Annotated in this window: 22 protein-coding genes and 3 pseudogenes; 5 read left to right on the top strand and 20 right to left on the bottom strand. The window is 62.0% G+C overall.

All coding sequences use genetic code 11. From position 1 onward, the window contains the following. Positions 1–6: 6 nt before the first annotated feature. The 3 genes from xylA to BRA471DRAFT_RS04440 all read right to left on the bottom strand — a co-directional run bounded on the left by xylA (position 7) and on the right by BRA471DRAFT_RS04440 (position 3,925). Positions 7–1,329, bottom strand: coding sequence for a xylose isomerase (gene xylA, locus BRA471DRAFT_RS04450; RefSeq protein ID WP_007604928.1), 1,323 nt, complete (start codon positions 1,327–1,329; stop codon positions 7–9). Then, entirely contained in the window at positions 1,330–2,784 is a 1,455-nt protein-coding gene (gene xylB / locus BRA471DRAFT_RS04445) for a xylulokinase (protein ID WP_007604927.1), read from the bottom strand. It abuts the gene before it with no gap. A gap of 82 nt (positions 2,785–2,866) precedes the next feature. Beyond that, positions 2,867–3,925, bottom strand: a complete 1,059-nt coding sequence (locus tag BRA471DRAFT_RS04440) for a LacI family DNA-binding transcriptional regulator (RefSeq protein ID WP_007604926.1) — start codon at positions 3,923–3,925, stop codon at positions 2,867–2,869. Between the two features lie 112 nt (positions 3,926–4,037). On the opposite strand from BRA471DRAFT_RS04440, the gene BRA471DRAFT_RS04435 reads away from it, so the two are divergent. Next, the gene (locus BRA471DRAFT_RS04435; RefSeq protein WP_007604924.1) at positions 4,038–4,565 is read left to right on the top strand and encodes a DUF1003 domain-containing protein; all 528 of its coding nucleotides are present in this window, start codon (positions 4,038–4,040) and stop codon (positions 4,563–4,565) included. A 1-nt stretch (position 4,566) separates the two neighbouring features. Here BRA471DRAFT_RS04435 and BRA471DRAFT_RS04430 read toward each other — a convergent pair whose 3' ends face one another. The 4 genes from BRA471DRAFT_RS04430 to BRA471DRAFT_RS04415 all read right to left on the bottom strand — a co-directional run bounded on the left by BRA471DRAFT_RS04430 (position 4,567) and on the right by BRA471DRAFT_RS04415 (position 7,692). Then, entirely contained in the window at positions 4,567–5,034 is a 468-nt protein-coding gene (locus tag BRA471DRAFT_RS04430) for a GNAT family N-acetyltransferase (RefSeq protein ID WP_007604921.1), read from the bottom strand. A gap of 226 nt (positions 5,035–5,260) precedes the next feature. Further along, entirely contained in the window at positions 5,261–6,073 is an 813-nt protein-coding gene (locus tag BRA471DRAFT_RS04425; protein WP_007604920.1) for a type VI secretion system-associated protein TagO, read from the bottom strand. Further along, positions 6,070–7,131, bottom strand: coding sequence for a TAXI family TRAP transporter solute-binding subunit (locus BRA471DRAFT_RS04420; protein ID WP_007604919.1), 1,062 nt, complete (start codon positions 7,129–7,131; stop codon positions 6,070–6,072). The genes BRA471DRAFT_RS04425 and BRA471DRAFT_RS04420 overlap by 4 nt, the downstream gene beginning before the upstream one ends. Before the next feature lie 27 nt (positions 7,132–7,158). Continuing rightward, positions 7,159–7,692, bottom strand: coding sequence for a DsrE family protein (locus tag BRA471DRAFT_RS04415; RefSeq protein WP_007604918.1), 534 nt, complete (start codon positions 7,690–7,692; stop codon positions 7,159–7,161). Between the two features lie 497 nt (positions 7,693–8,189). On the opposite strand from BRA471DRAFT_RS04415, the gene BRA471DRAFT_RS04410 reads away from it, so the two are divergent. Beyond that, entirely contained in the window at positions 8,190–9,737 is a 1,548-nt protein-coding gene (locus BRA471DRAFT_RS04410; protein ID WP_231171132.1) for a hypothetical protein, read from the top strand. Between the two features lie 648 nt (positions 9,738–10,385). Here BRA471DRAFT_RS04410 and BRA471DRAFT_RS04405 read toward each other — a convergent pair. The 8 genes and pseudogenes from BRA471DRAFT_RS04405 to BRA471DRAFT_RS04380 form a co-directional block, all read right to left on the bottom strand. Beyond that, positions 10,386–10,835 (bottom strand): hypothetical protein, encoded by a 450-nt coding sequence (locus BRA471DRAFT_RS04405; RefSeq protein WP_035973538.1) that lies wholly within the window; start codon positions 10,833–10,835, stop codon positions 10,386–10,388. Between the two features lie 136 nt (positions 10,836–10,971). After that, the gene (locus BRA471DRAFT_RS04400; protein WP_007604916.1) at positions 10,972–12,054 is read right to left on the bottom strand and encodes a helix-turn-helix transcriptional regulator; all 1,083 of its coding nucleotides are present in this window, start codon (positions 12,052–12,054) and stop codon (positions 10,972–10,974) included. A 190-nt stretch (positions 12,055–12,244) separates the two neighbouring features. Continuing rightward, positions 12,245–12,385: pseudogene (locus BRA471DRAFT_RS39335) on the bottom strand (YdcF family protein); the annotation flags it as partial. Positions 12,386–12,763: 378 nt separating this feature from the next. After that, a complete protein-coding gene (locus BRA471DRAFT_RS37875) occupies positions 12,764–12,919 on the bottom strand; it encodes a hypothetical protein (RefSeq protein WP_007604914.1) in 156 nt (51 codons plus the stop codon). A 121-nt stretch (positions 12,920–13,040) separates the two neighbouring features. Continuing rightward, the gene (locus BRA471DRAFT_RS04390; protein ID WP_007604913.1) at positions 13,041–14,465 is read right to left on the bottom strand and encodes a cytochrome P450; all 1,425 of its coding nucleotides are present in this window, start codon (positions 14,463–14,465) and stop codon (positions 13,041–13,043) included. Positions 14,466–15,095: 630 nt separating this feature from the next. Continuing rightward, positions 15,096–15,365 (bottom strand): hypothetical protein, encoded by a 270-nt coding sequence (locus BRA471DRAFT_RS04385; protein ID WP_007604912.1) that lies wholly within the window; start codon positions 15,363–15,365, stop codon positions 15,096–15,098. Positions 15,366–15,438: 73 nt separating this feature from the next. Then, positions 15,439–15,660 (bottom strand): annotated as a pseudogene (locus tag BRA471DRAFT_RS39330) (SOS response-associated peptidase); the annotation flags it as partial. A gap of 13 nt (positions 15,661–15,673) precedes the next feature. Continuing rightward, positions 15,674–16,498 (bottom strand): annotated as a pseudogene (locus tag BRA471DRAFT_RS04380) (LysR substrate-binding domain-containing protein); the annotation flags it as partial. A gap of 129 nt (positions 16,499–16,627) precedes the next feature. Between BRA471DRAFT_RS04380 and BRA471DRAFT_RS04375 the strand changes: the two are divergent. Continuing rightward, the gene (locus BRA471DRAFT_RS04375; protein ID WP_007604910.1) at positions 16,628–18,052 is read left to right on the top strand and encodes an MATE family efflux transporter; all 1,425 of its coding nucleotides are present in this window, start codon (positions 16,628–16,630) and stop codon (positions 18,050–18,052) included. Between the two features lie 299 nt (positions 18,053–18,351). Next, entirely contained in the window at positions 18,352–18,849 is a 498-nt protein-coding gene (locus tag BRA471DRAFT_RS37870; protein WP_050992543.1) for a hypothetical protein, read from the top strand. A gap of 57 nt (positions 18,850–18,906) precedes the next feature. Here the strand turns inward: BRA471DRAFT_RS37870 and BRA471DRAFT_RS04365 are convergent, their stop codons facing one another. Both BRA471DRAFT_RS04365 and BRA471DRAFT_RS04360 read right to left on the bottom strand, forming a co-directional pair. After that, positions 18,907–19,341: a DUF2721 domain-containing protein gene (locus tag BRA471DRAFT_RS04365; protein ID WP_007604907.1), complete on the bottom strand. Its 435-nt coding sequence runs from the start codon at positions 19,339–19,341 to the stop codon at positions 18,907–18,909. A 42-nt stretch (positions 19,342–19,383) separates the two neighbouring features. Next, on the bottom strand, positions 19,384–20,823 hold the full coding sequence (locus BRA471DRAFT_RS04360) for a DUF1254 domain-containing protein (RefSeq protein ID WP_007604906.1): 1,440 nt from the start codon (positions 20,821–20,823) through the stop codon (positions 19,384–19,386). A 302-nt stretch (positions 20,824–21,125) separates the two neighbouring features. On the opposite strand from BRA471DRAFT_RS04360, the gene BRA471DRAFT_RS04355 reads away from it, so the two are divergent. Then, a complete protein-coding gene (locus BRA471DRAFT_RS04355; protein WP_007604905.1) occupies positions 21,126–22,469 on the top strand; it encodes a TAXI family TRAP transporter solute-binding subunit in 1,344 nt (447 codons plus the stop codon). Between the two features lie 96 nt (positions 22,470–22,565). Here BRA471DRAFT_RS04355 and BRA471DRAFT_RS04350 read toward each other — a convergent pair whose 3' ends face one another. From BRA471DRAFT_RS04350 to BRA471DRAFT_RS04345, 3 genes are all read right to left on the bottom strand, one after another. After that, positions 22,566–23,567: a transporter gene (locus BRA471DRAFT_RS04350; RefSeq protein ID WP_231171131.1), complete on the bottom strand. Its 1,002-nt coding sequence runs from the start codon at positions 23,565–23,567 to the stop codon at positions 22,566–22,568. Positions 23,568–23,745: 178 nt separating this feature from the next. Then, positions 23,746–24,111, bottom strand: coding sequence for a helix-turn-helix domain-containing protein (locus tag BRA471DRAFT_RS36125; RefSeq protein ID WP_157233974.1), 366 nt, complete (start codon positions 24,109–24,111; stop codon positions 23,746–23,748). Between the two features lie 236 nt (positions 24,112–24,347). Next, positions 24,348–24,986 (bottom strand): response regulator transcription factor, encoded by a 639-nt coding sequence (locus BRA471DRAFT_RS04345; protein ID WP_007604903.1) that lies wholly within the window; start codon positions 24,984–24,986, stop codon positions 24,348–24,350. Positions 24,987–25,086 lie beyond the last annotated feature (100 nt).

Here is a 25,086-nt window from a genome sequence, read left to right as displayed (position 1 = left end):
CCTTCCTCAGATGTAGCGGTTGACGAGGGATTCCAGATATTCCTGCCGGCCCGAGCGCGGCTGCGGGTCAAAGCCCGGGCCGTGCGCGCGGTCGGCAAGTTCGGCGAGCGAGCGCTGGCCGCCGAGAATGGCGCGGCCCTCGGGCCCGGCCCATCCCTCGTAACGTTTCGCAAGCGGCGCAGTGAGCACACCGGCGTCGAGCATGTCCGCGGCGGCGAGCAACGCCCTCGCGCAGGCATCCATCGAGCCGACATGGGCATGGATCAGATCGTCGGGATCGATCGACTGGCGGCGAATCTTGGCGTCGAAATTCAGCCCGCCGGAGCTGAAGCCGCCGCGGCTCAGGAGCTCGTGGAACACCAGGGCAAGCTCGGGCACGTTCATCGCGAACTGATCGGTGTCCCAGCCGAGCAGATCGTCGCCGCGGTTGATGTCGAGCGAGCCGAACACACCCAGCGCCTCCGCCAGCGCGACCTCGTGATGGAAGGAGTGGCCGGCGAGGATGGCGTGGTTCTGCTCGATGTTGAGCTTGACGTCCTTCAGCAGGTCGTAACGCGCGAGGAAGCCGTAGCAGGTGGCGACGTCGAAATCGTATTGATGCTTGGTCGGCTCCTTCGGCTTCGGCTCGATCAGGATCGGTCCCTTGAAGCCGATCTTGTGCTTGTGCTCGACGACCAGCGAGACGAAGCGGCCGAGCTGGTCGAGCTCGCGCTTGAGATCGGTGTTGAGCAGCGTCTCGTAGCCCTCGCGCCCGCCCCACAGCACGTAATTCTGGCCGCCCAGACGGTGCGTCACCTCCAGGGCGGCGCGGACCTGGCCGGCGGCATAGGTGAATATCTCGGGGTCCGGATTGGTGGCCGCGCCCGCCATGTAGCGGCGATGCGTGAACAAATTGGCGGTACCCCAGAGCAGGCGCACTCTGCTCGAGGCCATCTTCGCCTCGAACAGATCGGCGATGGCATTGAGGTTGGCGACGGATTCCGCGAGTGAGTTCCCTTCCGGCGCCGCATCGACGTCGTGGAAGGTGAAGAAGGGCACGTCGAGTAGGCGGAACAGCTCGAAGGCGACGTCGGCCTTGGCGCGCGCCTGCGCCATCGCATCGGCGCCGTGGTGCCAGGGCCGCAGAAACGTCTCGCCGCCAAAGGGATCGCCGCCGGGCCAGCACAACGAGTGCCAATAGCAGACCGCAAAGCGCAGATGGTCCTCCATCCTGCGACCATGGACGAGGCGGTCCTTGTCGTACCAGCGGAAGGCAAGCGTGTTGCCCGCATCCTTGCCGGCGAAGGCGACAGGTACGCTCGTATCGAAGAATTTCGCTGACGCATTCACTTAGGCACACTCCTTCAACGCAGGATAAAGCTCGCGCCAGCGGCGATAGGCCTCGTCATAGGCCGCAGCCACGGATGCGCGAGGCGTAAAGCTCGCGAGCCGACGCGGACGGGTGCAAACCGCAGCCGCGTCTTCGCCGGTGGCGGCGAGCCGGCCGAGCCTGGCGGCGCCGAGCGCCGCACCGACCTCGCCCTCCTCGACGCGGTGGACGGGAATGCCGAGCACATCGGCGCAGATCTGCGCCCACAGCGGCGAGCGCGAGCCGCCGCCGACGAGATCGACCTCGGGAAGCGGCCCGCTGGCCGTGCTCAGCGCCGCCAGATTGTCGCGCGCGGCGAAGGCGACGCCTTCGAGCACGGCCTGAACGATCTGGGAGCGCCCGGTCGCACCGCGCAGGCCGACGAAGGCGCCGCTGGCGGCGGCATCGTTGTGCGGCGTGCGCTCGCCGTCGAGATAAGGCAGGAATTGGACCGGGCTCGGTCCATCGACACGCTCGCCGAGCGGTGCCAGCAGCGCTGCGGCCGGTGTCTCCATCACGCCCGCGAGCCAGGCCAGCGAAGCTGCAGCCGACAGCATCACGCCCATCTGATGCCAGCGGCCGGGCAGTGCGTGACAGAACGCATGGACCGCCGAGGCCGGCGCCGGTGCAAACCGATCCGTGACGCGGAACACCACACCTGAGGTTCCCAGAGACAGAAACGCATCGCCCGGCGTGATGGCGCCGAGCCCGATCGCGCTCGCGGCATTATCGCCGGCGCCGCCGGCGATAACGACATCCTTTGCCATGCCCCAGCGTTGCGCGTAGTCCGGCGCGAGCGTCGCGCTGACCTCGCTGCCCTCGACCAAGCGCGGCATGTGATGAAGGTCGAGCCCGGTGGCATGCAGCAGCAGGGCCGACCAGCGGCGCAGACCGACGTCGAGCCACAGCGTGCCGGCCGCGTCCGACATGTCCTCGATCATCTCGCCGGTCAGGCGATAGCGGACATAGGCCTTGGGCAGCAGCACTTTTGCGACGCGCGCGAAGATTTTCGGCTCGTGCCTGGCGACCCAGAGCAGCTTCGGCGCGGTGAAGCCGGGCATGGCCAGATTACCGGCGATCGCGTGCAGCGATGGGCAGCGCCGCTCCAGCGCGACGCATTCGGCGTGCGAGCGGCCGTCGTTCCAGAGGATCGCGGGACGCAGCGGCCGTCCATCCTCGTCCAGCAACGTCGCACCATGCATCTGGCCCGAAAGCCCGATGCCGCGCACCCGCGCGACCTCACGCGGATGGCGGGCGGCAAGATCGTCGACCGCGCCGACCGCCGCATCGACCCAGCCGTCGGGATCCTGCTCGGACCACAGCGGCGCGGGATGCGACAGCGCAAGCTCGCGCGCCGCCGTCGCGAGAACCGCGCCGGCTTCGCTCACGAGCACCGCTTTCACACCTGATGTGCCGATGTCGATTCCGAGATACACGCCATCCTCCCTTTCGCCTGTTGCGGTGCGCGAACTCAAAGTCGCCTTATCCGCAACGGGTCGTTTTGAATTCCACCTGCCGCTAAGGCAGATTCTCTCGCATCACGATGTCGATCCTGATCTTCTCCTGTTCGCGCAAGATCGGCTCGCCACGCGCGAGCGCGAGCAGCACGCGCACGGCGGCGCGCGCTTCGTGTCCGGGGTTCTGCGAGATCGCGGCATGCATCACGCCCTGCAGCAACAGCCGGCGCGTCAGCGCGGTAAGGTCGTGTCCGACGAACACCACCTGCTTGTCGCGACCGGCATCGCTCAATGCCTTCTCGTTCAACGCGTTGGCGACACCTTGCGTGCCGGCGCCGACATTATAAAGGCCCACAATGTCGGCATGCCGGCTCAACAGCCGCGCCAACACCTGCTCCGAACGCGCGTCCTCGTCGCGTCCTTCGAGCACCGGCAGCACACTGAGGCCGGGGAATTCCGACGCCATCACCTGATTGAAGCCAAAAATGCGTTCGGCATGGTCGCGCAGGCCCTGTGAGCCCGCGACGATCGCAACCTTGCCGGACTTTTGTCCCACCAGCCGCCCGACCAGCGCGCCGGCGGTGCGCCCGGCGGCAATGTTGTCGATGCCGACATAATGGTGCCGGCGCGACGAGGGCACGTCCGAGACCAGCGTCACGACCTTGGCGCCGGCACCGACGAGATCGTCGATGGCGGCGCGGACGCCGGGATGGTCGAGCGCCACCACGGCGATGCCGTCGTAATCCTCCGAGAGCCCTTCCAGGGAAGCCGCGAGCACGGACGGATCGAATACATCGGTTGCGATCGTCTCGACGCCAAGGCGACGGGACGACAGCCAGCCCGACATCTCGCCGAGATAGTCCTGGATCTGCTGCATGAACGGGTTCGGTCCCGACGGCATCACGAAGGCGAAACGGCGGGCGCGGCCGCGGGCGAGCTCGGCGGCGGCCACATGCGGCTGGAACGAATTGCGCTCGATCGCCTCTTTGACGCGCCGGACCGTATCCGGCCGCACGCCCGGGCGATTGTGCAGGACGCGGTCCACCGTCGCGAGGCTGACGCCGGCCTGGCGGGCGATGTCCTTCAGCGTCAGCGCGGTGGTGGTGAGCGTATCGGCCATGGCTGAAGGCTAGCAGAGGTGTTTTGAGGTACGCAACTCATTTTGAGGGGCGGCGGGCATTTTCCTTCGGCTGAGCCCAGGAACAGCCTCTTGCGTCCGCCGTTGCTGCCCCGTGCGTAACGATATCACCCATGATCCCGGCGAGGGATTGAGCCCGACGCTCGAGCGCAACATCCAGGCCCTGGTCGAGCGCCGTCGCCGCGAGCAGCGCGCGGCCAGGGGTCAGGAAAGGGTTGCCGATGCGATCACGGCGTTCACCGGCAGCATGGCGTTCGTCTATCTCCATGTCGCGGTGTTCGGCTTCTGGATCATCGCCAATCTGCATTGGCTGCCTGGAATCCCGGCCTGGGACGAGAGCTTCGTGGTGCTGGCGATGATTGCTTCGGTCGAGGCGATCTTCCTGTCGACATTCGTGCTGGTCTCGCAGAACCGCATGAGCGCAGCAGCGGACAAGCGCGCCGATCTCGATCTCCAGATCAGTCTTCTCGCCGAGCACGAATTGACCAAGGTGGCCCGCCTCCTCACGCAAATCGCCGAGCGGCTCGACGTCCAGCCCGACTCGCAGCGGGATCTGGAGGAGGCAAGCCGCGACATCGCCCCCGAGCGCGTGCTCGACAGGATCGAGGAGACGCGTTCCTGAGCTATCGGCTCGCCGACAGATCCAGGGTCAGGAACAGGCTGTTGGGATCCTCGACATAGCCTTGGAACGGGCCGCAGAGGACAAAGCCATGTGCCCGGTAGAGCGCGTGCGCCGGCTTGAAATAGTCCCACGAGCCGGTTTCGAGGCTGAGCCGCGCCACGCCGCGCGCGCGGGCTTCCGTGATAATGTGGCGGAGCATCTCAGCGCCAAAGCCGCGTCGCCGCGTGGTCTGGAGCGTATGCATCGACTTCACCTCGCCATGCCCGGCTGACAGCGTCTTCAGCGCCCCGACGGCGACCAGCGTCTCGCCGTCCCAGCCGGTCCAGAACGCGACGTCGGGCGCGCGCAGCCCGGAGAGATCGAGCGCATGGGCGCTGCCCGGCGCGGTCTGCGCCCGCGCCGCCGTGACGTGATGATCGAGCAGCGCGATGACGCGCGGATCAAAGGTGTCGCCGGTGCGGATCTGCATCGTCAGGTTACCGAAGGGCTTTATATAGCATCAGCAACATCACGCTTTCGCACAAGAGGCGCCGCGGGGCGTGGTGACGAAATAGCGCGCGTCCTGTCTGTCTCCTTTCGAAGATCGCCGCCCGCATCACGTCGAAATCCGGGCAGTCGCTGCCGAGCAGACGAGAATAGAATGCCAATATATTAGAATCCGGACGCGCGCGAATGCGCCCTCGGCGAAAAATCCGTCATCTCCCTCGGGATTCGACGGTCGCATTTGTCCAGCGACAGGCGCTTGCGAGCCTGGCGCGGACAGCATCGATGCCGGCGAGTTCGAAGATCGCACTGATGTTGCGCCCGGCACCGTCGGCTACGGCGATAGACGTTCTTCCGACGCGCAATGCGCGCACCAATTCGACCGGGTCCTCTGCCATGGAGGCGGTACGACCGTCAGATGCCAATCGCCACCGCATTGGCGGCGCCGTTGCCTGTCCGGGAGAGATTGCGACCTCGACTTCTCCTCCGCGCAAAGCGCGCCAGAGGCCATTGGCACCGAGGGTCAGCTCGGTCCGCAGGTTGCGGCAACGCAGCACGAGCACTTCCGGTGCGTTGGCTATCACCGGAGGAAGCGCATACAATTTAGCGACGAAAAGCGGCGAGAAGTCCCTTGGAGACGTGGTTTCGCTGATCAACCAACCCCCGGCGATTGAAGGTCCCGCAGGTGCGCCGTCCCGATTGGCCGGTGCCGGTGCCGGTGCCGGTTCGGCCTGAGGTGGCAACGGCGGCATGAGGGCGTGGGGTTTGGAAGGCGTATCGCCGGGTTGCCTGACCTCGTCTTTGTTGGCGAACAAGCTATCGAGGCACTGTTTCTCCGCGCTGTGCGCCTTCAACCTGCATCCGAGACGGATCGAGGTGTCGATGCCCGCCTGATCGCATGCGGCTTCCGCCATACGGGTTTCGGCAAAGCACTGGTCCAGACCTTTAAGCGTGCTTGAGGCGGACTGACCATGGGTTTCCGCGATCTCAAGGCTGGCAACCAGGACGGCGGCGAGCCGTCTCATGGACGTCCCGTCCGATTGGCCATCCGGGGATCCTGCCAGCTCTCGGCCGCCTTCAGGCGCTGCAGTCCGGGAACGCCCGCACCGGGATTGGCCTCCTTCCACTTCGGGTCGAAGCCGGGCTCGCGCAACTGGTCGAGCCTGCCAAACAACTCGCTGACGAAGGCCGTGACGCGGTCGTATCGCGGTGTGCCCGGATTCCAGTTATAGGCGACCAGAATCGTGGGCACCGCGATCGTCTCGATATCGCCCCCCGCATGAACCAGAGCGGGATAGTCGGCCGGTGTGAGCGAGGCGGGCACGTAATAGTCCGCCAGCTTCGGACCCCACGGCACAGCCAGGAACTTGAAGCCCTCGTCCCATTTGCGCTTCACGAACGCGTCTACCGGCTTGGACGTGACGAAAACCACGGCCGCCATTTCGCCCTTGCGCATCTGCTCCAGCGCGACCGGGTGAGGCACGAAGATCTTCTCCACCTCGATGCCCAGGCGGCTGAAGATGAGCGGGCCCGAATAGGCAGCAGCAGTGCCCTGCGTGTTAAAGTTCACCTTCTTGCCCGCGAGGTCGGCGAGCGAGTTGATCTCGGGGCGCGCAAACACGTGCAGCTCCGAGGGAAACAGGTTCATCACGTGCACGATGCGTTTTTCGATCTCGGGCACCTGCGCACGATACTCCTCGAGCGAATCGCTGTTGATGATCGCGATATCGATCCCCTTTAGGTAAAGCAGATCGTTGACGTTCTCAGTCGGTCCGCGCGTCACCACCGGAAGCACATGCACCTTGTTGCCTTCGTTGACGACGCGTGAGATCTCGGTGGCGAAGCGCAGCGGCGCGCCTTCAAGGAGACCGGCGGCTAATGCGACTGTGCCCGCATTGACGCGATCTCTCACCTCTTCCTCAGCACTCCGAGGTTGAACGAGCCGCACGGCGCGGCTGCCGCGCGGCGGCCCGGATGCGGGCGGCTCGGCTACCGACTTGCCAACCGTCCTGTTGGCATTCTGCGCCATAGCGGGCAGCGCGAGCAACGACAGGACCAGCACGAACATCAGCTTGCGCATCATCCCGGCCTCCTCTCCGTTCGCTCCGGTCTAGGGCCGGACGTAGCTCCAGCCCTTCTCCTGCAGCTCCATCATGCGCACGACACCCGAAGCAACCATGGAAGCCTCCGGCAGCAGCTCGAGCGGCTTGCCTTCCTTCTTTTCCATCCCTTCCCGGGTGACGCCGCATGCGGCGAAGCGAACCTTGTTCGGGAAGGCGATGTCCGTCATGGCGTGAATGCGATCGGCGACGGGCGTCGTGTCCTTGCGCAGCATGTGCAATCCCGGACCGAACGCCACGATCTCGACGTCGGCTTCTTCGCCCTTCTTGCGGTAATAGTCGAGCACATTGGTGGCGTTGTTGAGCGCGAGATTCATCACGGCGGCGTCGTTCTGGTTGACCTGGATCACGAGCCGGTGCGGCGCCGGCTTCACCGGGTGCACGGCTGCTTGCTTCCTCGGGATCATGGCGTGGGCAGAACTCGCAGAGGCCGGCGGCTGTTGCACCGAGCTCATGGCGTATACCGAGCTGATTGCGAATGTGGCGAGCATCGCTGCGGCGATATGGATTCGTGCATCAGGCATGGACCATCTCCGTCTGCGATTTGCGCTCGACACGGAGTGCAACTCGCTTGATCCGGACCAGGCCCTCAGTGAGGCCGCAGGTGTTGCGCACTGGACTTGCGTTGGCGTGACCCGGACCGCGAAACATGAACTCCCGGCCCGCCCTTCGACAGCCTGCAGTTCGTGCTAAGCGCAATGGATTAAGCGCAGCGAGCGTCAGCTCAACGTGCCGTTGCGCCCGGGCGGATCGTCAAGAGAGACTTCAAGTCAGGGCGATTGTGCTGCGGCCAGGGCTTTGGAGCGGGCGAAGGGAATCGAACCCTCGTATGCAGCTTGGGAAGCGAAGAACGGAGAGTGAAAAGCTTTAACCAAGGCAAAGCTAAATCTTTGAAATGTAGTAATTTTTCGGTATTATGGCGATATTCCGGGCGTAGAACATTTCGGGTGTTTCGGAAGCTGCATTTGTACGATTGTTGTATGGGCGTGGGATGTCGAAAAGTCCGGTCTACAAGCGAGAAGTGAAGTCGTTGAACGAGAACGACGTCCAAAGCGCCATCTCCTACAGCGCGAGCGGCGCAATGGCGGTCAAGGTAGCCGAATGGCGCGATAAGAAAACGACGGGACTGACGTTGCGCATCACGCCGGGCAAGGTCGTCTGGTACGTGCGCCGTCGTGAAATAACTTTGAGGCTGGGCTCGGCTTCCGAAATCAATCTCGACCAGGCCCGGTATTTCGCCGGGCAGACGAACCTCGCCGCCAAGCGCAAGCGTGATCTGCGCGAATTCGTCGACCAGCTGGTGCGACTGACGCTCACCTCGAAATACAAGGATGAACTGGGACACCAGGAAGCGGCGGATCAATTCGCCGACGAAACGTCGCTGCTCGCCTACCGGAAGCGAACCGGCGACACTGGTGTCACCTGGACTTGGAAGGCGCTGACCGCGAAGTTTCTCGAGTACAAGCTGCCGAAGCTGAAGACCAGGTACCGCGAGAAGTACGCCCGCTTCCTGCAACTCGATGAATATGCGTCGGTCAACGAAAAGTTGGTTGGCGAGATCAAGCTGCGGGACCTCGAGCGTCTCCGAGACGATATTTTTTCCACTCATAAGAAGTCGACCGTCAACAGAGCCGTCACGCAATCGAAGAGCATGCTGACGTGGGCATGGAAATTCCACGCAACGGATTCCGGACTGGACGACGTCGAAGTGGGGTGCTGGCACCGGTGGTCGTTCGAATACGCCTCGGGCAAACGCACCCACGCTCCAACCATCGAGGAAATCGCGCGCACCCTGGTGATCGCCGAGAAGTTTCGGAAGCTTGCCGAGGGCGAACATGAGACCTATCCGGGTACGTTGGGCGCGCTGTGGGCGGTCGCTTTGACGGCGCAAAGAACCGGCGGCCTTCTGCAGTTGCGCGCCGACCGCCTCTTCGATCCCGACAGAAAGGACCGCAAGCTGCGAGGATGGAAAATCGCGAACTGGACCGAAGAGGAGATGAAAGGCGGACGCGACGGAGGGCGTCCCTTCTCGCTTCCTATCCCCCCGGAGGCATTGGGGATCCTAGCGGCCTATCATAAGGAATCGGGAGGCGAATCGGAATGGATGTTCAGCGGCCGCGATGCGGACGCGCACATCAGCCAGTCCGCGCTGAACCTTCTGTTGCACCGACTTCAGGGACGCGTTTACGACCATACGGTGAAGCAGAAGCCCCAGCGCAATGGCAAGCCTGGTCCCAAACCGAAGCCCAAGAAGCTGCGGCCCAACCTGTTCGCGCTCTATGGCATCGAGCCTTGGACGCCGCACGAGTGCAGGACGACCATGACGACATTCCTCGACGACAGGCGCCTCGGCGGAGCGGCCACCGCGATACTCGGACACAAGATGGTCCACGACCGCGTCGATGAACGCGAAAGAATGGCGACCGTGACCGAGCAGCACTACAACCGCTCTCAAAGGATTGGGTTGAAGGCGGAAGGCATGACGCTCTGGGTAAAAGCGCTTCTCGCGGCGTATAAGAAGGAAAAGCAGAAGTTTCGCGACTTGCGACAAGCCAAGCTCGCAGCCTGATTCCAAACGGATCACGCGCAGCTGGCGTGGAGAGTGGGACTCTCTTCCCCCATGCCAAGAATGCGCAAAAACCCGCAGAAAACAAGGATTCCTAAAAAGCCCGGCCGAGTTTTGTGACCACCGCTGTGTACCACCTGTCCGGCCGATTCGGCCGTCAATCTCGGCCGATTTCGGGGCAAATGGAGACCTAATGCCGTAGGTCCGGCCGCCTCCGCCAGCATCCGATCGCTGCACTCGGTGGAGCAACTCGATTCCGCTGCCGCGCACGACACCGCCGGCGCCGAACTTCTCCGGACCTGGCGAGGCCTGATGGCGTATCCAGCCTTCCTTCGGTTTTTGCACCGTAACCGGCGGGAGCCTTGAAGTCGTATGATAAACGCCTCTGATCCAGCTAGACTATGACGGCGCATTGATCGCGAGTCCGGCCCGCTGCAGCATCCGGATTTCATGCTCCGGGGCGCAGATTTGCCCGCGCATCCGGACGATTTCGTTCCGGACCCAGTGAAGTCTCATAGGGTCGGCTTCGGTGCGGGTGCCCGCAGTCCAGCCGAGCGTTGGGTAAGTCGCCCAGCATCTGGTCGAGAGGCTATGGTTCGCGCTGGTCGCCGTGAAACTCTGTTCTGGATTCGGACGCATTTTCACGAGGACTCACCCAGGAACGTCCGCGAGACCAAGGAATTCCTGCAGCCGCGCCCGATCTGGTGTTCTACCTTGAAGGGACCTTCGAGTGTCGTTGATACCTTCTGTTCCAGATTCAGAGCCGCGAGTTGCCTGGCTTGGCGCGCCACCTATGCCAGTTCTGCTGAAACCCAGCCTCGCCTTCCTCCGCTTGTAGATCAACAAGGCCAGCATCGTAGCGCAACAGCCGGTATTGAACGCGTTGAGTAGCGAAAGCGGCACATCAGCGAGCCGGACCCAAGCATAAACCGCCGTGGTCAAGTTCGCCCCGGTCCAGATCAGCCAGCTCGAAACCGATATGGCTTTGGCGCCGCTCTTGTCCTGGGCGAGCAAAACCAACTGCGGCGCGTAGGACATCAACCGCAGCATGTTGAAAAACCCGTAGGTCAAGGTCAGGAAGTCGAGGTTTTCCGGCAGCATGGCCCGTCTCCAACCACAGCGCTTTCAATTGGCTGGTCGAGAGTGCCGACTCTGCCTGGGCAGATTGGTAGGCGGCGATTGTCCCGCCTTCATCATCAATTCTAATTATGGGCCGACAATCGGGTTACCGGCGGCGTTAGCCGCGAATCGGGGAAATCCCGCCGAGCAAGGCGACAACGTCGGTTTGGCGCTGGCAGCCTGTTTTCTCCAGCACGCCACGAACTTGCACACGAACAGTGTTCGGCGAGACGCCGTTGTCGCCCGCGAGGTCGTCCACCGTCTTCCCGGCGGCAAGGCCCCGGGCGACACGGGCTTCGGCCGGCGTGAGATCGAACAGCGACATCACCAGCTCCACCGGCGGCGAGGTTGGCGCGGCGACCGGCATCAGGACGAACACGGCGGTGCTACGGGCGAAGATATCGCGCGCGGAATAGCGGATCGGCACCACGTGACCGACCATCAAGGCATCTGTGACCGAATCCCGAACGGGAAACGAACGAACACCGCCATTGTCGTTCAGCGCGATCCGCGCAAGGGCCTCCGTGAGCATTTCGTCGGCACGACGATCTTTCAGCGTCACCCGGTCGGCCGACCGCCAATGCACGAGATTGACCATGCCTTCGACCAAAGCATTGGCAGCGAGAACCTTGCCGCCCTCGTCCAGCACCAGCGCCGCTAGACCAAGCGCCGCAAGTGCCTGGCTTGCGGCCTGCGCGCGCTCGAGGTGCAAGCGTGCCGCCATCACCGCCGTGCGGGCGAGATGCGGTCGCAGCATATCGAGCCTTTGAATGGTGGCAGCGTCGGCAGGCCCCTGGGCGATGGTGCGAGACAAGACGATCGCAAGGGTCTCGCCGGTCGGTAGCGCAAAAGCTGTCGCCGCGCCCCAGCCAAGGCCCATCTTGCGCCAGCTGTCGCGAAAAATCGGTTCCTCATCCAGTTCGCCTGGCAAAAACAGATCAACTTCGCGAAGGAAGCCGGGATGACGGCTTTTATGAATGAGCGACATAACCCGACCGCGCCAATACCAGCCGTCGGCGACAAAGCGCCCAGCTATGTCGCGGGTGTTTTTCGAAGCCGTCCAGGCCGTCACTTCGGGATTGGTGACGAACAGGGAGCCGCCAGCGGATTCGGATATTTTCGAGGTGTCTCGTAAGACTTGCGGCCAGAGCTCCGGCACGAAGCTGCACTCGTAGATCCGGTCGATCAGCTCAGCTTCCATGGATTTACCCCTCGATCTTCTGGCATACTAAGGTCAAGCTGTGCTGGATTTTGCGCGACGACCACGGAAATAAAGGCTCGCTGCGCCGCCACCGCCTAGCAATGTAAGGCTCGGGGCCATTGTGTTGAAAGTTCACGGACGTTGCAACGCTTAATCGGCAACGTCCGATGTTCGCGAAATTTTCGGGCTAACGGCGAGACGTCCAAAGATTTCCTAAGCAAATTACCGATCGGATTTTGCTCAATCCGATCTTCGCGTCTATGACAGGCAGGGAGAAAATGACGTTCTCCCCCGTGTTAGTCGCGCGATGTTCTTCCAAAATCAACTTAGCCCGCTCCGCGCAACATCACTGCGGGAATTGATTGGTCTACGATCGAGCTGTCAAGAAGTGTCGACGGACTGCTTAGGTTCGTCCCAGGCGGCACCGGGGTGTGGCGCCCGACGAAGAATCCTTCGGAGGTATCTTGTTTTCGCGCGCCGGGCGGCAGTAGATTTCGTCCAGGCGGGGAAATCAAAATGTCGATGCTGTATGCGGCCCGGAAGACGTGCCCGGCGTGCGGGCGGCCGATGAAGCTCGCGGCCGAAGAGACTGGTCCCGGACGCGAGCGCTACGTCTGCACGAACTGCGACGACGACCCGCTGCACGATCCCGCCGTCCGCAGGTGGGCGGAGAGCCCGCTAAGGCCGCCGGCGAAATAGGAGTGCTCGATTAGAATAGGTCCGCCGCGATGTTCAGGCCGTAAGTCATGGCGGCCGCAAGGGACAGCAAAAGCCCGACGCCGCAAAAGATCAGGATCGTCTTCAGTTCGTCGGCGACGACATTCATGCCGGTCGAGCGGGAGAGCATCTTCGCCAGTGCAGCCATGATCGGTCTCCTCCGGGAATGGCAGTAGCATAGCCTGCAGCGGCCCCGACGAATGTGAACCAGCTCTCAGATCCGTGTGCGGAGTTTGCCTGAGACGAGCACACCCCGCCGTCGCCCCCGTTCAGTTTGGCCCTCTAGTGATGCGCAGGGGAATCCCGTGCGCCGGCCTCAACGTTATCCGCTGCAGCGGCCAGACCCTGGTGCCCGGCAGGACTTCCAGATCGAAGCGTTGCATCAGCACCGCCAGCACGATCGTCGCCTCCTGTAGCGCAAAGGACGATCCGATGCAGGTGCGGGGCCCCACGCCGAAGGGTAGGTAGGCGAAACGGGGCACTTCGCTCCTTGCCGGCTGCAGGAAGCGCGCCGGATCGAACACGTCCGGCCGGTCCCATAGGCGCTTATGCCGATGCAGCACGTATGGGGCGATGACGATCAGGGACCGCGCGTCGACCTCATGAGATGCCAGACGGTCGGGCCGTTCCGACATTCGGCTGAGCGCGGCGATGGGGGGATAGAGCCGCAGGGCCTCTTCGACAACCGCCCGCGTCACCACAAGCCGATCGGGGAGGCCCGCGGCCGGGCCGCTCAATTCGCGCTCGGCCTCCTCTCGAACGCGCATCCGCCACTCAGGAGCCTGCGAGAGCAGAAAAATCGACCACGCCAGCGAATTGGCGGTCGTTTCGTGGCCGGCAGAGAGGAATGTGAGAATGTTCGACCTCACCTCGGCCAGACTCATCGGCTGTCCCGTCGAAGGATCGAGCGCCCGCAGCAGGAGTGTGAGCAGATCATTCGGAGCCGTGTCGGCGGAGCAGGCAAGCCGCCGGCGCCGCGTCTCGACGATCTCGTCGATGATGCGCTCGAAGTAGCTCATCGTCCGGCGCAGCCGCGCCCGCCCGGGTCGCGGCACGAATTCCGGAGCGCCGAACAGATCGAGCGCGCCGATCCGTCCGATCACGCCGAAATAAGCATTCATGGCTCCACGAAATTCCTCAAAGTCTCCGCCGATCCCGTCAGAGAAGATGGTAAGCGCGAGGACGTTGAGCGTCAGCAGCGTCATCTCGGCGGCGGCATCGACCACGGCACCGTTGTCGAAGCGGCTCCATTTCTCGGCGAGTTCGTGCGCTGCGGTCAGCATCGCCTCGGTGAAGGACACGACGGTCCGCTTCGCGAACAGCGGCGCAAGAGTCCGGCGCTGCACCTCCCAACGGTTTCCTTCCACGCTCAACAGGCCGTCGGCGAGGCCGGAGGACAGGATGCGGCGCTGGATCGGGTCCTTGCGGTAGTTGTCTGCGTTGTCGAGAAGGACGCGCTTGATCGCGGCAGGGTCGTGAACCAGAAACGCCCGAGCAAAGGGCAGCCTGATCATCGCGACTGGCTCGCGGAAAAACTCGGCGCTCCAGCATTCGAGAGGATTCCGTCGTAGGGTCCGGATGATCGCGATCAGCCCGAGGCGTGTCGCCGGCGGCTCGGGAGCCGGCGGTCTATAGTCAATGCCGGTCGGACTGCGATCGAGCATCGGGCCTTCCCGCATCGCGAGCCGGCGCATTGCCGGCTCCAAACACTCCCAGGCACGGCCGCCGCATCCCGCGACGCCTGGTCGGGGGCGGCATCCAGCTCCAAGGTAGCCGGTCCGGATCGCCGGTCAAGCGTCGCCGCCCTGTCGAGATGTGCAGGCGCATGCTGGAAAAAGGCGCGGTGCTGAAGAAATCGTTACGGTACGCTAGTGCCCGACGGTTGCAAGGGCCTGACTGTCCGGGCGTGGGACAGCTGCAGCACTCCCTCGAATGGCGGCTCAAGTCCGAACAAAAAGAGCGCTCCCGATGAACACGCACACACGGCGAGAACACCGAAGACGGTCGCTCTAGGTGGGGAAAGAGCTCAAAGCGGGCGAACAGCACAGCGGTGCCACCCCCGAGGATTAGGACCGGGGCGCTGGCTGCGCGCTGCCCCGGATTCTTACGGTGCCGTCTTCGGGTGATCGTTTACGGTCCGCGCTTATATTGCGGATGATGGAGAGCGAGTACGACCCCGAACGCGAGGCCGTCGCGGCGATCAAACTTGCCGCGGGAGCCGTTGGCGCCGACCGACAGAGATGGATCCGCACAGCGCTGGCGTGGATCCAACTCACGCACTTTCGGGCGCCTACACCCGAACGCCGCGGGGCGGAAGAGCTGGTCTAGTCTAACTCCGTGGGGCACTCCGGGCAGGTATCGCCGCTCGAGTCCAGCACGTCGCGGACTTCAGCGACGGCATCGTGCGCAGGTACGCCCGACGGCGAATTCCGGGCCGCGACGTCGAAGGCGCGCTTGCGCGCGTGCGGGTCCGCGCGATCCTGGATCCCGCTGTGCGCCTCGCATTTGCGGATGGCACCGGCCTCGTAAAGCACAGTGGATGGCCAGCCGCGCCGCGTGTGGATCGCCCGTGCTCTTTCCTTTATCATCAGCATCGAGACGGCTCCTGCCGTGACGACTCCTTGGGACCGCCGGGCTGTTCCGGGCGATTTCTGCCGAGGAAGAACCTCACGGCCTCTGCGGCGAGTCTTCCTTGACGCCACGGGCGACGATCCGGAGCGCGCCGCCGGGAAGCGGCCGCTGCAGTTTGAGGCTTCGTCCGGAGGCGCGGTCACCCAGGCCTCCACCTCTTCAGGCGTGGTCAAGATCACGGGCATTGCCTTCGGGTGGATGGCGCCGAGCTCGGCATTCGGCTCCGTCGTCAGGGAACGCGTAGGGGTCGTTGACCGACCTCCGCCAGCATCCAATCGCGGAACGCCATCGCCGGCGCATTGCTCTCTAGCAACGACGGATGAACGAGGAAGTGCGATAACGGCAGGCGGCAGTTATGGTCGGACAACCGGACCAATTTGCCGTTGAGCAGATCGGCGCGAGTGACCGAGCGGCGCGCGAGCGCAATTCCTTGCCCATCGATCGCCGCCTCGATCAGCAGATTCGCGTCGGCGAAGGAGTTGCCGACGATCTTGCGGTCGATCTGCACCCCGAACGATTTGAACCAGGTCGACCAAGGGACGTTCGGATCGATCAACAACCGCTCGTTCACGAATGCCGACGGGTCTCGCGTGAACTGCCCTCCGTTGTAGCGCGGGCTGCAGACCGGGAAGATCTCCTCGTCCATCAGCCGGATGGCGTGAAGCCCCTTCCAGGTTCCGGTGCCGAGACGTAAAGCGACATCGACCTTGTCCGACTTGAAATTGGCGAGTTGCCGATCCGACTTCACGTTGACATGGATGTGGGGGTAATGCTCGTTGAATCGGGGCAAGCGCGGCAACAGCCAGCGGGCCGCCATCACCGGCAGCAAGCTCACTGTGACTTCGGCATCCATACGGGAAGATCTCAGCGAAGTGAATGCCCCTGTTAGCTCGGCTAACGAGCGCGCAACCCGATCATAGAGACGCCGCCCGTCCGGCGTGGGTACCATTCGGTGCCCCATTCGCTCGAAAAGCTTGATCCCGACCCGCTCTTCGATCTGCCGAATCCTTTGGCTTACCGCTCCATGAGTGATGTGAAGTTCTTCAGCCGCTCTGGAATAACTGCCATGACGAGCGGCGACTTCAAACACGCGCATGGCTTCGAGTGGCGGTAAACGGACCATTTTTAGATTGTTAGTTTTGCTAACAGAGCGTGTCAATTCATATGGTTGGGCCGCGTTCAGTGGCCGTGGTCATTTCGCTCTCTGCAACGGGAGGAAGTGATCGTGAACGGACCCGCGAATATCGCCGATTCAAAGCCGCACGCGGCGCGCACGCTGCGCGATGACCGACTTGACGCGCTGCTTGGCCATCCGGTCGCCTTAACGATCCTCCGCCTGGCGGTCCCGAATTCGACCGTGATGCTCGTCCAGGTGCTGATGGGACTTCTCGAGGTTTACTTCATCGCAAAGCTCGGGCTCGACGCTCTCGCCGGAGTGACGCTGGTCTTCCCGCTGCTCGCGCTTACCGTAGCGATCTCCCAAGGTGCGACCGGCGGTGGTATCGTCACTTCGGTGGCGCGGGCGCTAGGACGCGGCGAATTCGCCGAGGCGAGTTCCTACCCTTGGTACGCGATCGAGTTGGCGCTGCCGCTTGGATTGGCAACCACCGCATTGATGTATGGGCTGGGGCCCTTGATCTATCGTGCGATGGGCGGGCATGGCGCTTCGCTCCAGATCTCGCTGCAATATTCGACGGTGGTCTTTGGCGGAGCGACGCTGATCTGGACATTCAACTTGCTGATGGCGGCGGTGCGCGGCACCGGAAATTTGCGAGTGCCGGTCGTTGTCGTGTGCTCAGGCGCAACGCTGCTGGTACCGTTATCACCGCTTCTGATTTTCGGCGGCTTCGGCATTCCCGCGCTTGGCCCAATCGGCGGTGGCGTCGCACTGTTGATCAACTACGCTCTCGGAACACTTGCCTACGCAATCTACCTGTGGGGCCATATGGGCTTGTTGCGGCCTTCGCCAACCCCACCGCGCCTGGCGCTCGCGCCTGCCTTGACGATCCTCAAGATCGGCGGCGTCTCTGCCATCATCGCGGCGAGCACCAATGTAACGCTGACGCTTGTGACCGCTTACGTCGGCTCCCATGGTATCGCTGCTTTGGCAGCGTATGGCTCAGCCTCACGTCTAGAGTTCCTGCTTGTGCCGATCTCCTACGGTGTGGGCGGCCCGGTCGGCATGGTTGTCAGCGCCAGCCTTGGCGCCGGACTGATCGAGCGTGCGCGGCGCGCCGCCTGGACGGGCGCGGTTATAGGCGCTGCGGTGACCGCCACAATAGGACTCATTGGCGCGCTGTTAGCGCGCCAATGGATCGGCCTTTTCAACGACGACCCCGCGACCATCCAGGCGGGCGTGCAGTACCTGCACGATGTCGGCCCCTTCTTTGGGTTCTTCGGTCTCGGCTTTGTGCTGTACTGTGTAGGCCAAGCCACCCGGCGGCTCGCGCCTTCGCTGCTCGGAGTTCTGACCCGCGCGCTGATCGCTGCTGCGGGCGGTTATCTGCTGCTACGCTGGAATGCGAGTCTCGACCTGAACTTTTTCGCAGTCTCTGCTGGGATGATGGCGTTCGGGTTGATACCGCTTTCTAGTCTGATGCAGCGCGTTGGCTTCGAAGCCGATGATATCTCCAGCAAGAGAACCAGATAGTCCGCCGGCAAGAACCGACCGGAGCCGCAATCACACTCGCCCCCGACACTCTTGGCTCCCTCATACCTTCGACTGCATTTTTCCCGGAAGCTTAACATGCCTGAATCCCCAGCCGGCAAAACCGGGCTACGCTACACCTTTCCCTCGGGGGCGCCTCATGTTTGGTACGGAGACAACCGCGCTTTTGCGCGCGGTCCTGGACGACGTCTGCGAAAGCGTTTCGCATCGCGAGATCGAGGCGCGGACTCACGTCGCTTCGAAAATCCTGGAGGCCGCCACCATAGGCGAGGCTTCGGTGGATGATCACCGCCGCCGGTGTGAAGGCGGGAATAGACTTCGGTTTGTCCCCGATCGGTCAGCGCAACGGCGCGGAAACAGCGGTCAAAGGCGGAACTGTCGGATTTTGCATAGACGAAAGCCAGCGACTGGATACAGGCTGCGCGAAGAGCTGTTCAGCGGGCTCAAACAGGCAGGGTGCAGTCATGCCAATCTCGATCTCGATGATAATTCTCGGTTCGCAATTGCTTGTCCCAGTAGCCGATAACGTGCCGAAGTTCGACGTGGGGCGGAGTTGCAAGCTTGACCTTGCAGCTGCGGCCGGGCTTACGGTCGATCAGTCTCTCAAGAGGTGTATAAATGATGAGCAAAAGGCGCGGCGCCAGCTTGGTGCGCTCTGGTCGAAAATGTCGGTCTCGCAGAAAGAAAGCTGTGTCGGCCAAGAGGCCATTGGAGGTACGCCAAGCTACGTCAGTTTGCTGACGTGCCTCCAGATGGATCAGTGGGTCCGCAAACCCTGATGTGTGTTGACGCTGTGGCTTGGCATTGGATCGCAGCAAGAAAAGCATCCACTCGCATCAGGCGTAGTGATCGAGCTCGCTCAGCGCAATCCGCACTTCGCGAGCGAAATCGATAAGCGATACAGCGAACGCGCCCAGCGCAACCATGAAAAGGATAGCCACGCCGTGCTCGTGGTGGATCTGAAGAAAAGCGCTTGCAAACGCGACCATAACAAGGGCTGTGACGGCGATACTGCCGATTACCGCCCAGAAGATTGCCCGGTTCAGCATCGCTGCACGCCGCATCAGCCGCGGAAGATCCACCTTGAGCCGGGATCTGACCGTGTCGTCGTCGGCGATTCCATTCAGGAGGATCGTTCTATCGATGATCCTGTTCAAGCGGGAAATCAGGACAGCAATGAAGGCCGCCAGTGCTCCCAAAAGGAACGCTGGCGCTGCCGACTGTGAGATAACGTGCGAAAGCTGGCTGACCGTTGGCGTATCTGGGGACATTGCACTCAGCCTGTTGCCTGCGCGAGGATCATCGCGGCAGTCTTAAACCCGCTTGATGCCAGGCGGCTGCCACGTTCCTTGCCCGGGCGGCAGGATCGATGGGGGCGTTGGCTTCGGCCAATACAGGCGCATTACGAGATAGATCTTGTCGTCCGGCGCCGGCAGCCAATTTGCTTCCTTATCCGCACCGGGACTGTCTTTCTGGATGTACAGCGTCACCGAGCCGTCTGCGTCCTTCTTCATCGCCGGTAACATTGGAGAGTTGATGAGGTAGCGCTTGATCGGGTTCTTGACCAGGAGTTGGCTCTTGCCGTCGTACATCGTCACGGACCAAAAGGCGTTCACCGGCGGCAACTGGCCCGGTGCGAAGGTGATCGTGTACTTGTGCTTGCTGCCATCGAGCGGCTCACCGGTCACGTCCGTTCGGGTATAGGGGTACATCGCTTCGACGGCGTCATTGCCCAAGAGACCGCCCTTGGCAGACCCGGCTCGCATCAGCCAATCGCCATTGTAGAACGCCTCATCGCCGAAAAACGAACCGACGTTCCAGCCGTTGATGTTTTTGTTTCCGCCGGCCAGCCATTTGTCGACTTTGTCGTCACCCTGCTTCATGCCCACCAGGATTTCGGCTTTATGTTCGAGCGAAAGATCCTTGAAGACAAACGTCTTCCCGGGGCCGACGCCAATCCTCGCAAGCTTCGCGCGAATCGCCTTGTCCCTCGGCGTCTCAGGGACGAATTGCAGGGCTGCGTCGAGATACTGAAAGAAGTTATCCTTGATCCCCGCAGTGGTGGCGGGAAGGAAATCGATCTTCGGCGCGGCGGGTGGCGCCGGTTGCTTAAGGAAGGCCGAAAGCGGCTGGGCCTTGTAGCCGGTCTGAACTTTTTCGACCTTCGAGATATCGTCGGGGTTGAAGAGTTGAGTACGAATGAGAGCGAGTGGGAACGGCGTCGTCGATCGGAAGACTTTCTTAACCCCGGGCGGAGTTTCACTTTTCCAGTCGGGGCCAACCACCAGATAGTCGCCCGGCTCGGTCCCCGTGGCGCGGGTGCCGATGTAGCCAAAATTGTAGGTGTTTCCGTCGATAAGCTGGACCGCGTAGTAACGGTCCTTTGCGATCATCGGCACCGAGATAACCATCGGCTCAGCGCGCAAATCTAGCCAGATAAACGAGTAGGGAGTGTCGCTGTTCGGCGTGATGACCGCCGTATCCTCCGGTGTAGCGACGTGGTGAAGGCTGTTGATCTCGTTGAAGGGGGCCTTGAACTGTCCGGAGTTCTTGTCCACTGCGAACTCTTGCATGACCGCATAATACATTACTAGCGGTAGGCCGTAGATGAAGCCTTCTTCAGCGATGTCCTTGGCCTCAAACAGATTGGGCCATTCGGCTTTGTTCTGGGCGCTCGCGGGGGCAGACTTCACGAGTGAGGCGGTCATTACGGCAACCGCTGCGGAGCGAAGCAGATCGCGTTTGGTCAACATGGGAACATCCTCTTGTCAAATCGTGCAAAGGCTGCCGCGCACGCGCGAGAAACTTGAGACAGCCTACGAGCGGGCTGATGGGCCGACTATGCAAAAACGGACTCGCCACGAACGAATACTGCCCCGTCCATACTTGAGGTGCTGGTTCGAAAGGCCCCTAAACGTGGCCCTCCCGACAACATCGTTCGATTTTGCATAGACGGACAATCCCGCGTGTTCGTATGAACGGTGGTGGCCCAGGCTCGTTGTGCTTGGACGCTGTTCAGCGTCTCGTAAGAGGCGTCGGTCTCGCGGGGCATCCTATGGCGAATCTCGTCACCAACCTGCCACGACGGCTCCGGATAGTCGTTGTCGGGGTTGCAACTGCTGCCATGATTGGCGGCGGCTGGTTCGTTTATCGACATTTTACCAAACCTGTTATGCTAACGGTCGCCACGGGGTCGTCGGACGGTGAAGCGCAATTGCTCACCTCCGCGATCTCGGCCCGGTTGGCGGCATCAGGCGCTCATGTCCGACTAAAGGTCGTCAATGCGGGCACATCTGCGGGAGCGTCCGAGATGCTGGCTGGGGGCAAGGCCGACCTTGCTGTGGTGCGTGGCGACACGGGCGGTCTTTCCGACGCGCGAAGCGTGCTTCTTCTGACCCATGGGGTGGTTCTAATTGTGGCTCCGTCGCCTGCGAGCGCCGACAGCCTGGGCGATATGCGCAGCATAACCATCGGCGTCATCGGAGGCGACGTTAACCGGGCAGTCGTCGAAGCGCTGAAGCAAGTCTATCAGTTCGATCGCGCCAAGGTCAGCTTCCAGAATGTTGCCGTTGGGGAGGCGGCGGCTGCGCTGTCGTCTGGAAAAGTTCACGCCCTGCTCGCGGTCGTTCCTCTGACCGAGAAGTACCTGGCGAAAGTCCGAGAAATGTTTCAGCAGAACGGTGGGAAGGCATCGGCTCCGAAGCTCATCGAAATCGCCTCAGCTGGGGCCGTCGCCAACGTCGCGCAATACTATGAGAGCTACGACATCCCAAAGGGAACTCTACGCGGAGCTCCGCCGGTACCGTCAGATGATCTCACCTCGCTGCGGGTCTCTTTCTATCTTGTCGCCAACAAATCGGTTGATGCAGACACGATCACAGACCTGACGCAATCCTTGGTGGACGTTCGTAGGGATCTGCTGTCGCTATATCCGGTTCTAGCGCAAGCCGGCGCACCAAGCGCGGATGCCGATGCGCTCATACCGATCCATCCAGGAGCCGCCACCTACTACAACGGCAACCAGCAAAGCTTCCTCGATAAGTATGACGACAAGCTCTATTATCGATCGCTGCTGCTTGGATCTCTGATCTCGATTGTTGTAGCCGCGTGGCGCTTCGCCGGCTCGGACGTGGCATCGAAGAGCTTGCTCGGACCGTTGTACGAACTCGGTCGTGAGATCAAGGGCGCCGAGAGCGAGGCCGAACTGCAGGAGATCGAGAAGAAGATTGACAATATACTGAAGGTTGAGCTCGCCAGGAACGCGAACGGGGAGGGCGCCGACAATGCCGATGTTGGCGCTTTGGGTCTTGCAGCACATGGACTGCAATATTTGATGACCCACCGCCGAACCCTGCTACGCAGGGCGCCGGCAGTTGATGAGTTTGCCAAAGCCAAGTAGTGCGGGAAAACGATCATGGGCCCGAAAGGCGCCGGCGAGAACACCGCGCCCTGAATCAATGGGGATCGCGGCTGTCCGAACTTATTATGAGTCTACCTATTTCGTCACCATTCGCCGGGTCGGCGCCACGGTGCTGACTGGCGCCATGGGGGAGATCGAGAACGTCAGCCAGGTGTTCCAACCCGCCGGCCGGTTCTCCGCGGCGAACTCGCCGTATCCCTTCAGATTGAGGTAGCCCTGCATATCACCCACCGGGAATAGATATCCGATCTGTGGCCCAATTCCGAGGACGCGAGAGCGGAAGCCGCCGAGGATCGGGTGCTGGCCCGAATCGTCCGTGATCTGTTGGTACGCATATCCGACGAGGCCGACAAAAACCTGCTTCGACAGGAACTGGGATGCACCCCAATCGACGTGGAAATCGACCCCGTTCTGGTATTGCGTGTCCTGGTTCTTGAAATTGTAAGTCAACCCGCCGACTGCCGAAAATTCGTGGCCGGTTGCCGGATTGAAATAGGTGTAACCGCCGCCGCCGTCGATCGCGCCGTGACCAATGCCGAGGTTGGAAAGGCGGCTGGGATCGTAGGCCCCGACCGGAATGTCTCCGGTCACATATGTCATGAAATTATGTACGCCGGCATTCCATTTCAGCGTCGCTTGCGGATACAGGTCTCCGACCGATGTAAGTGAATCCGAGATGCTTCCTGTGCGGGTTGTGACGAGCGGACCGACTGCTGTGGTGAGGGTCCCGTCCAGGCTGGTGCTGGCTCGGCCGAATATGCCCGTGACACCGATCGCAAACTGCCCGCCCAGCACCGGCGTCGCGAAGGTGTAGGTCGGGTTGAGCAGCACCAGGTCGGCCTGCGCATTCAGATGCAGATTCAAATTGGCGTTCACCGCCGCGGGAAATCTGCCGATCTGAATCTCCCTGGCCGCCGCTGCAGCACCGAATGCCGATACCGAGGTATGATAGTAGACCTCCGCCATGGACCATCCGGGCACCTGGGGCGTGGCCGCGAGGCTGCTGAACCGGCCCGGGAGCCAATATGAAACTCCGCTTTCGTCGGCGTAAGCCGGCACGGAGGCTGATCCTATCATAGTCACAGCCAAGCCAAGGCCGCCTAGCAAGATCCGGCGACTAAGCTTTTGTTCGGAAATCTTGCGTGTCATCTCATATCCCCCGAGAACTGGACTGTCAGTCCAGCGATTGAATGTCTCCATGCAGGTCGCCGCTATGCAAAATCGGCCCAAGCTGATGCTTGAAAGTCACGCCGGCCTACATTCCAAATGCAAAGCTGGATCTATGATCAGCAGCGCCACTGATCGCCGTCGTGATAGCCGGTGATGCGCGATGAAGTGTCTTCGAGGGACTCTCGCCGAACACTTTGCGGTATTCGACTGAAAAGCGTCCCAGCTCCACAAAACCAAAACCTGTTGCGATTTCCGTCACGGTTACGACTTGGCTATCTGCGGATAAAAGGGCACGTCGAGCCTCGGACAATCGCAGCATCCTGAGGTGCCGGCATGGCGGGATGCCATGCACTTTGTGAAAAGCTTTGCGGAGAGTTCGCTCGCTGACGATAAGGGCGCGGCAAACGGACGAAATGTGGAGCGGTTCATCGAGCTCGGAGAGCGCCAGCATCTCTGCCTGCTGCACAAGTTCGTAGCAGGCCCGGTTTGTCAACCCGGTTAGCGTTTGCGGTACCCTAACAACGCACCCATGCAATTCCATTCGAAGCAGCCTCCGTTTTGAGCGCGGCAGACCGGCTCTCCTTGGAGAATAGACAGCACTCAGGAGCGCCTGCGGTATTGTCCTTCGGGGCAAACCGAAGTTGCCTGTCAGAGCCCGGACCTAGCGACGGCCGAACTGGTGCCGCCTTACGAATTGGCGTCCAGCGAGGGCGCCGCCAGCAATCCGACGCGCTCCGCAATAGAAACAGCCTGGGCGAAGGATTGAACCTGCAACTTCTGCATCACCGCTTGCCGATGCGCCTTGATGGTTCGCTCGGACGTGCCCAGTACGTGCGCAATCTGCTTGTTCAATTTGCCGCGGACCATCAATGAAAAAACCTCGCTTTCCCGCGGCGTCAGTGTCGCGACCAGCGATTTAAGCGAATTTTGCTGATTTTGGCTTGCGCGTATTCGCTCATAGCGAACGAGCGCCCGTTCAATCGCGGGAAGCAACGTGTTCTTTGACACGGGCTTGGCGAGAAAGTCTTCGGCGCCGGCCTTGATTGCACGCACGCTGGTTGGAATGTCCCCATGCGCGGTCATGAAGATAATAGGCCAGTCTGGCGATAACCTGGCCAGTTCTTCCTGCAACTGCAGTCCGCCCAGAGAGGGCATCTGGACGTCGAGCAGGAGGCAGCCCGGCTTGGCATCCTTGATGTTTCGCAGGAAGAAAGCAGCGGAATCGTAATCAGCGACCTGATACCCGGAGATTCTCAATACGCGAGAGATCGCGCTACGGAATGACGGGTCGTCGTCCACGACATGAACCACCGGGCCGCCGGTCATAGGTTTTCGCTTTCGTCAGGGACCGCCGGACAAATCCGAAAAGTCTTCGATGCAGCAGCCGCGTCAAACGGCCATTTGCGGCGACTAAATCTCAGGAAGA

It is taken from the genome of Bradyrhizobium sp. WSM471 (genome assembly GCF_000244915.1).
In the GTDB taxonomy this organism is placed as follows: Bacteria; Pseudomonadota; Alphaproteobacteria; order Rhizobiales; family Xanthobacteraceae; genus Bradyrhizobium.
The sequence above is the reverse complement of the archived record's forward strand: the minus strand, read 5'-3'. Positions and strand labels throughout refer to the sequence as shown.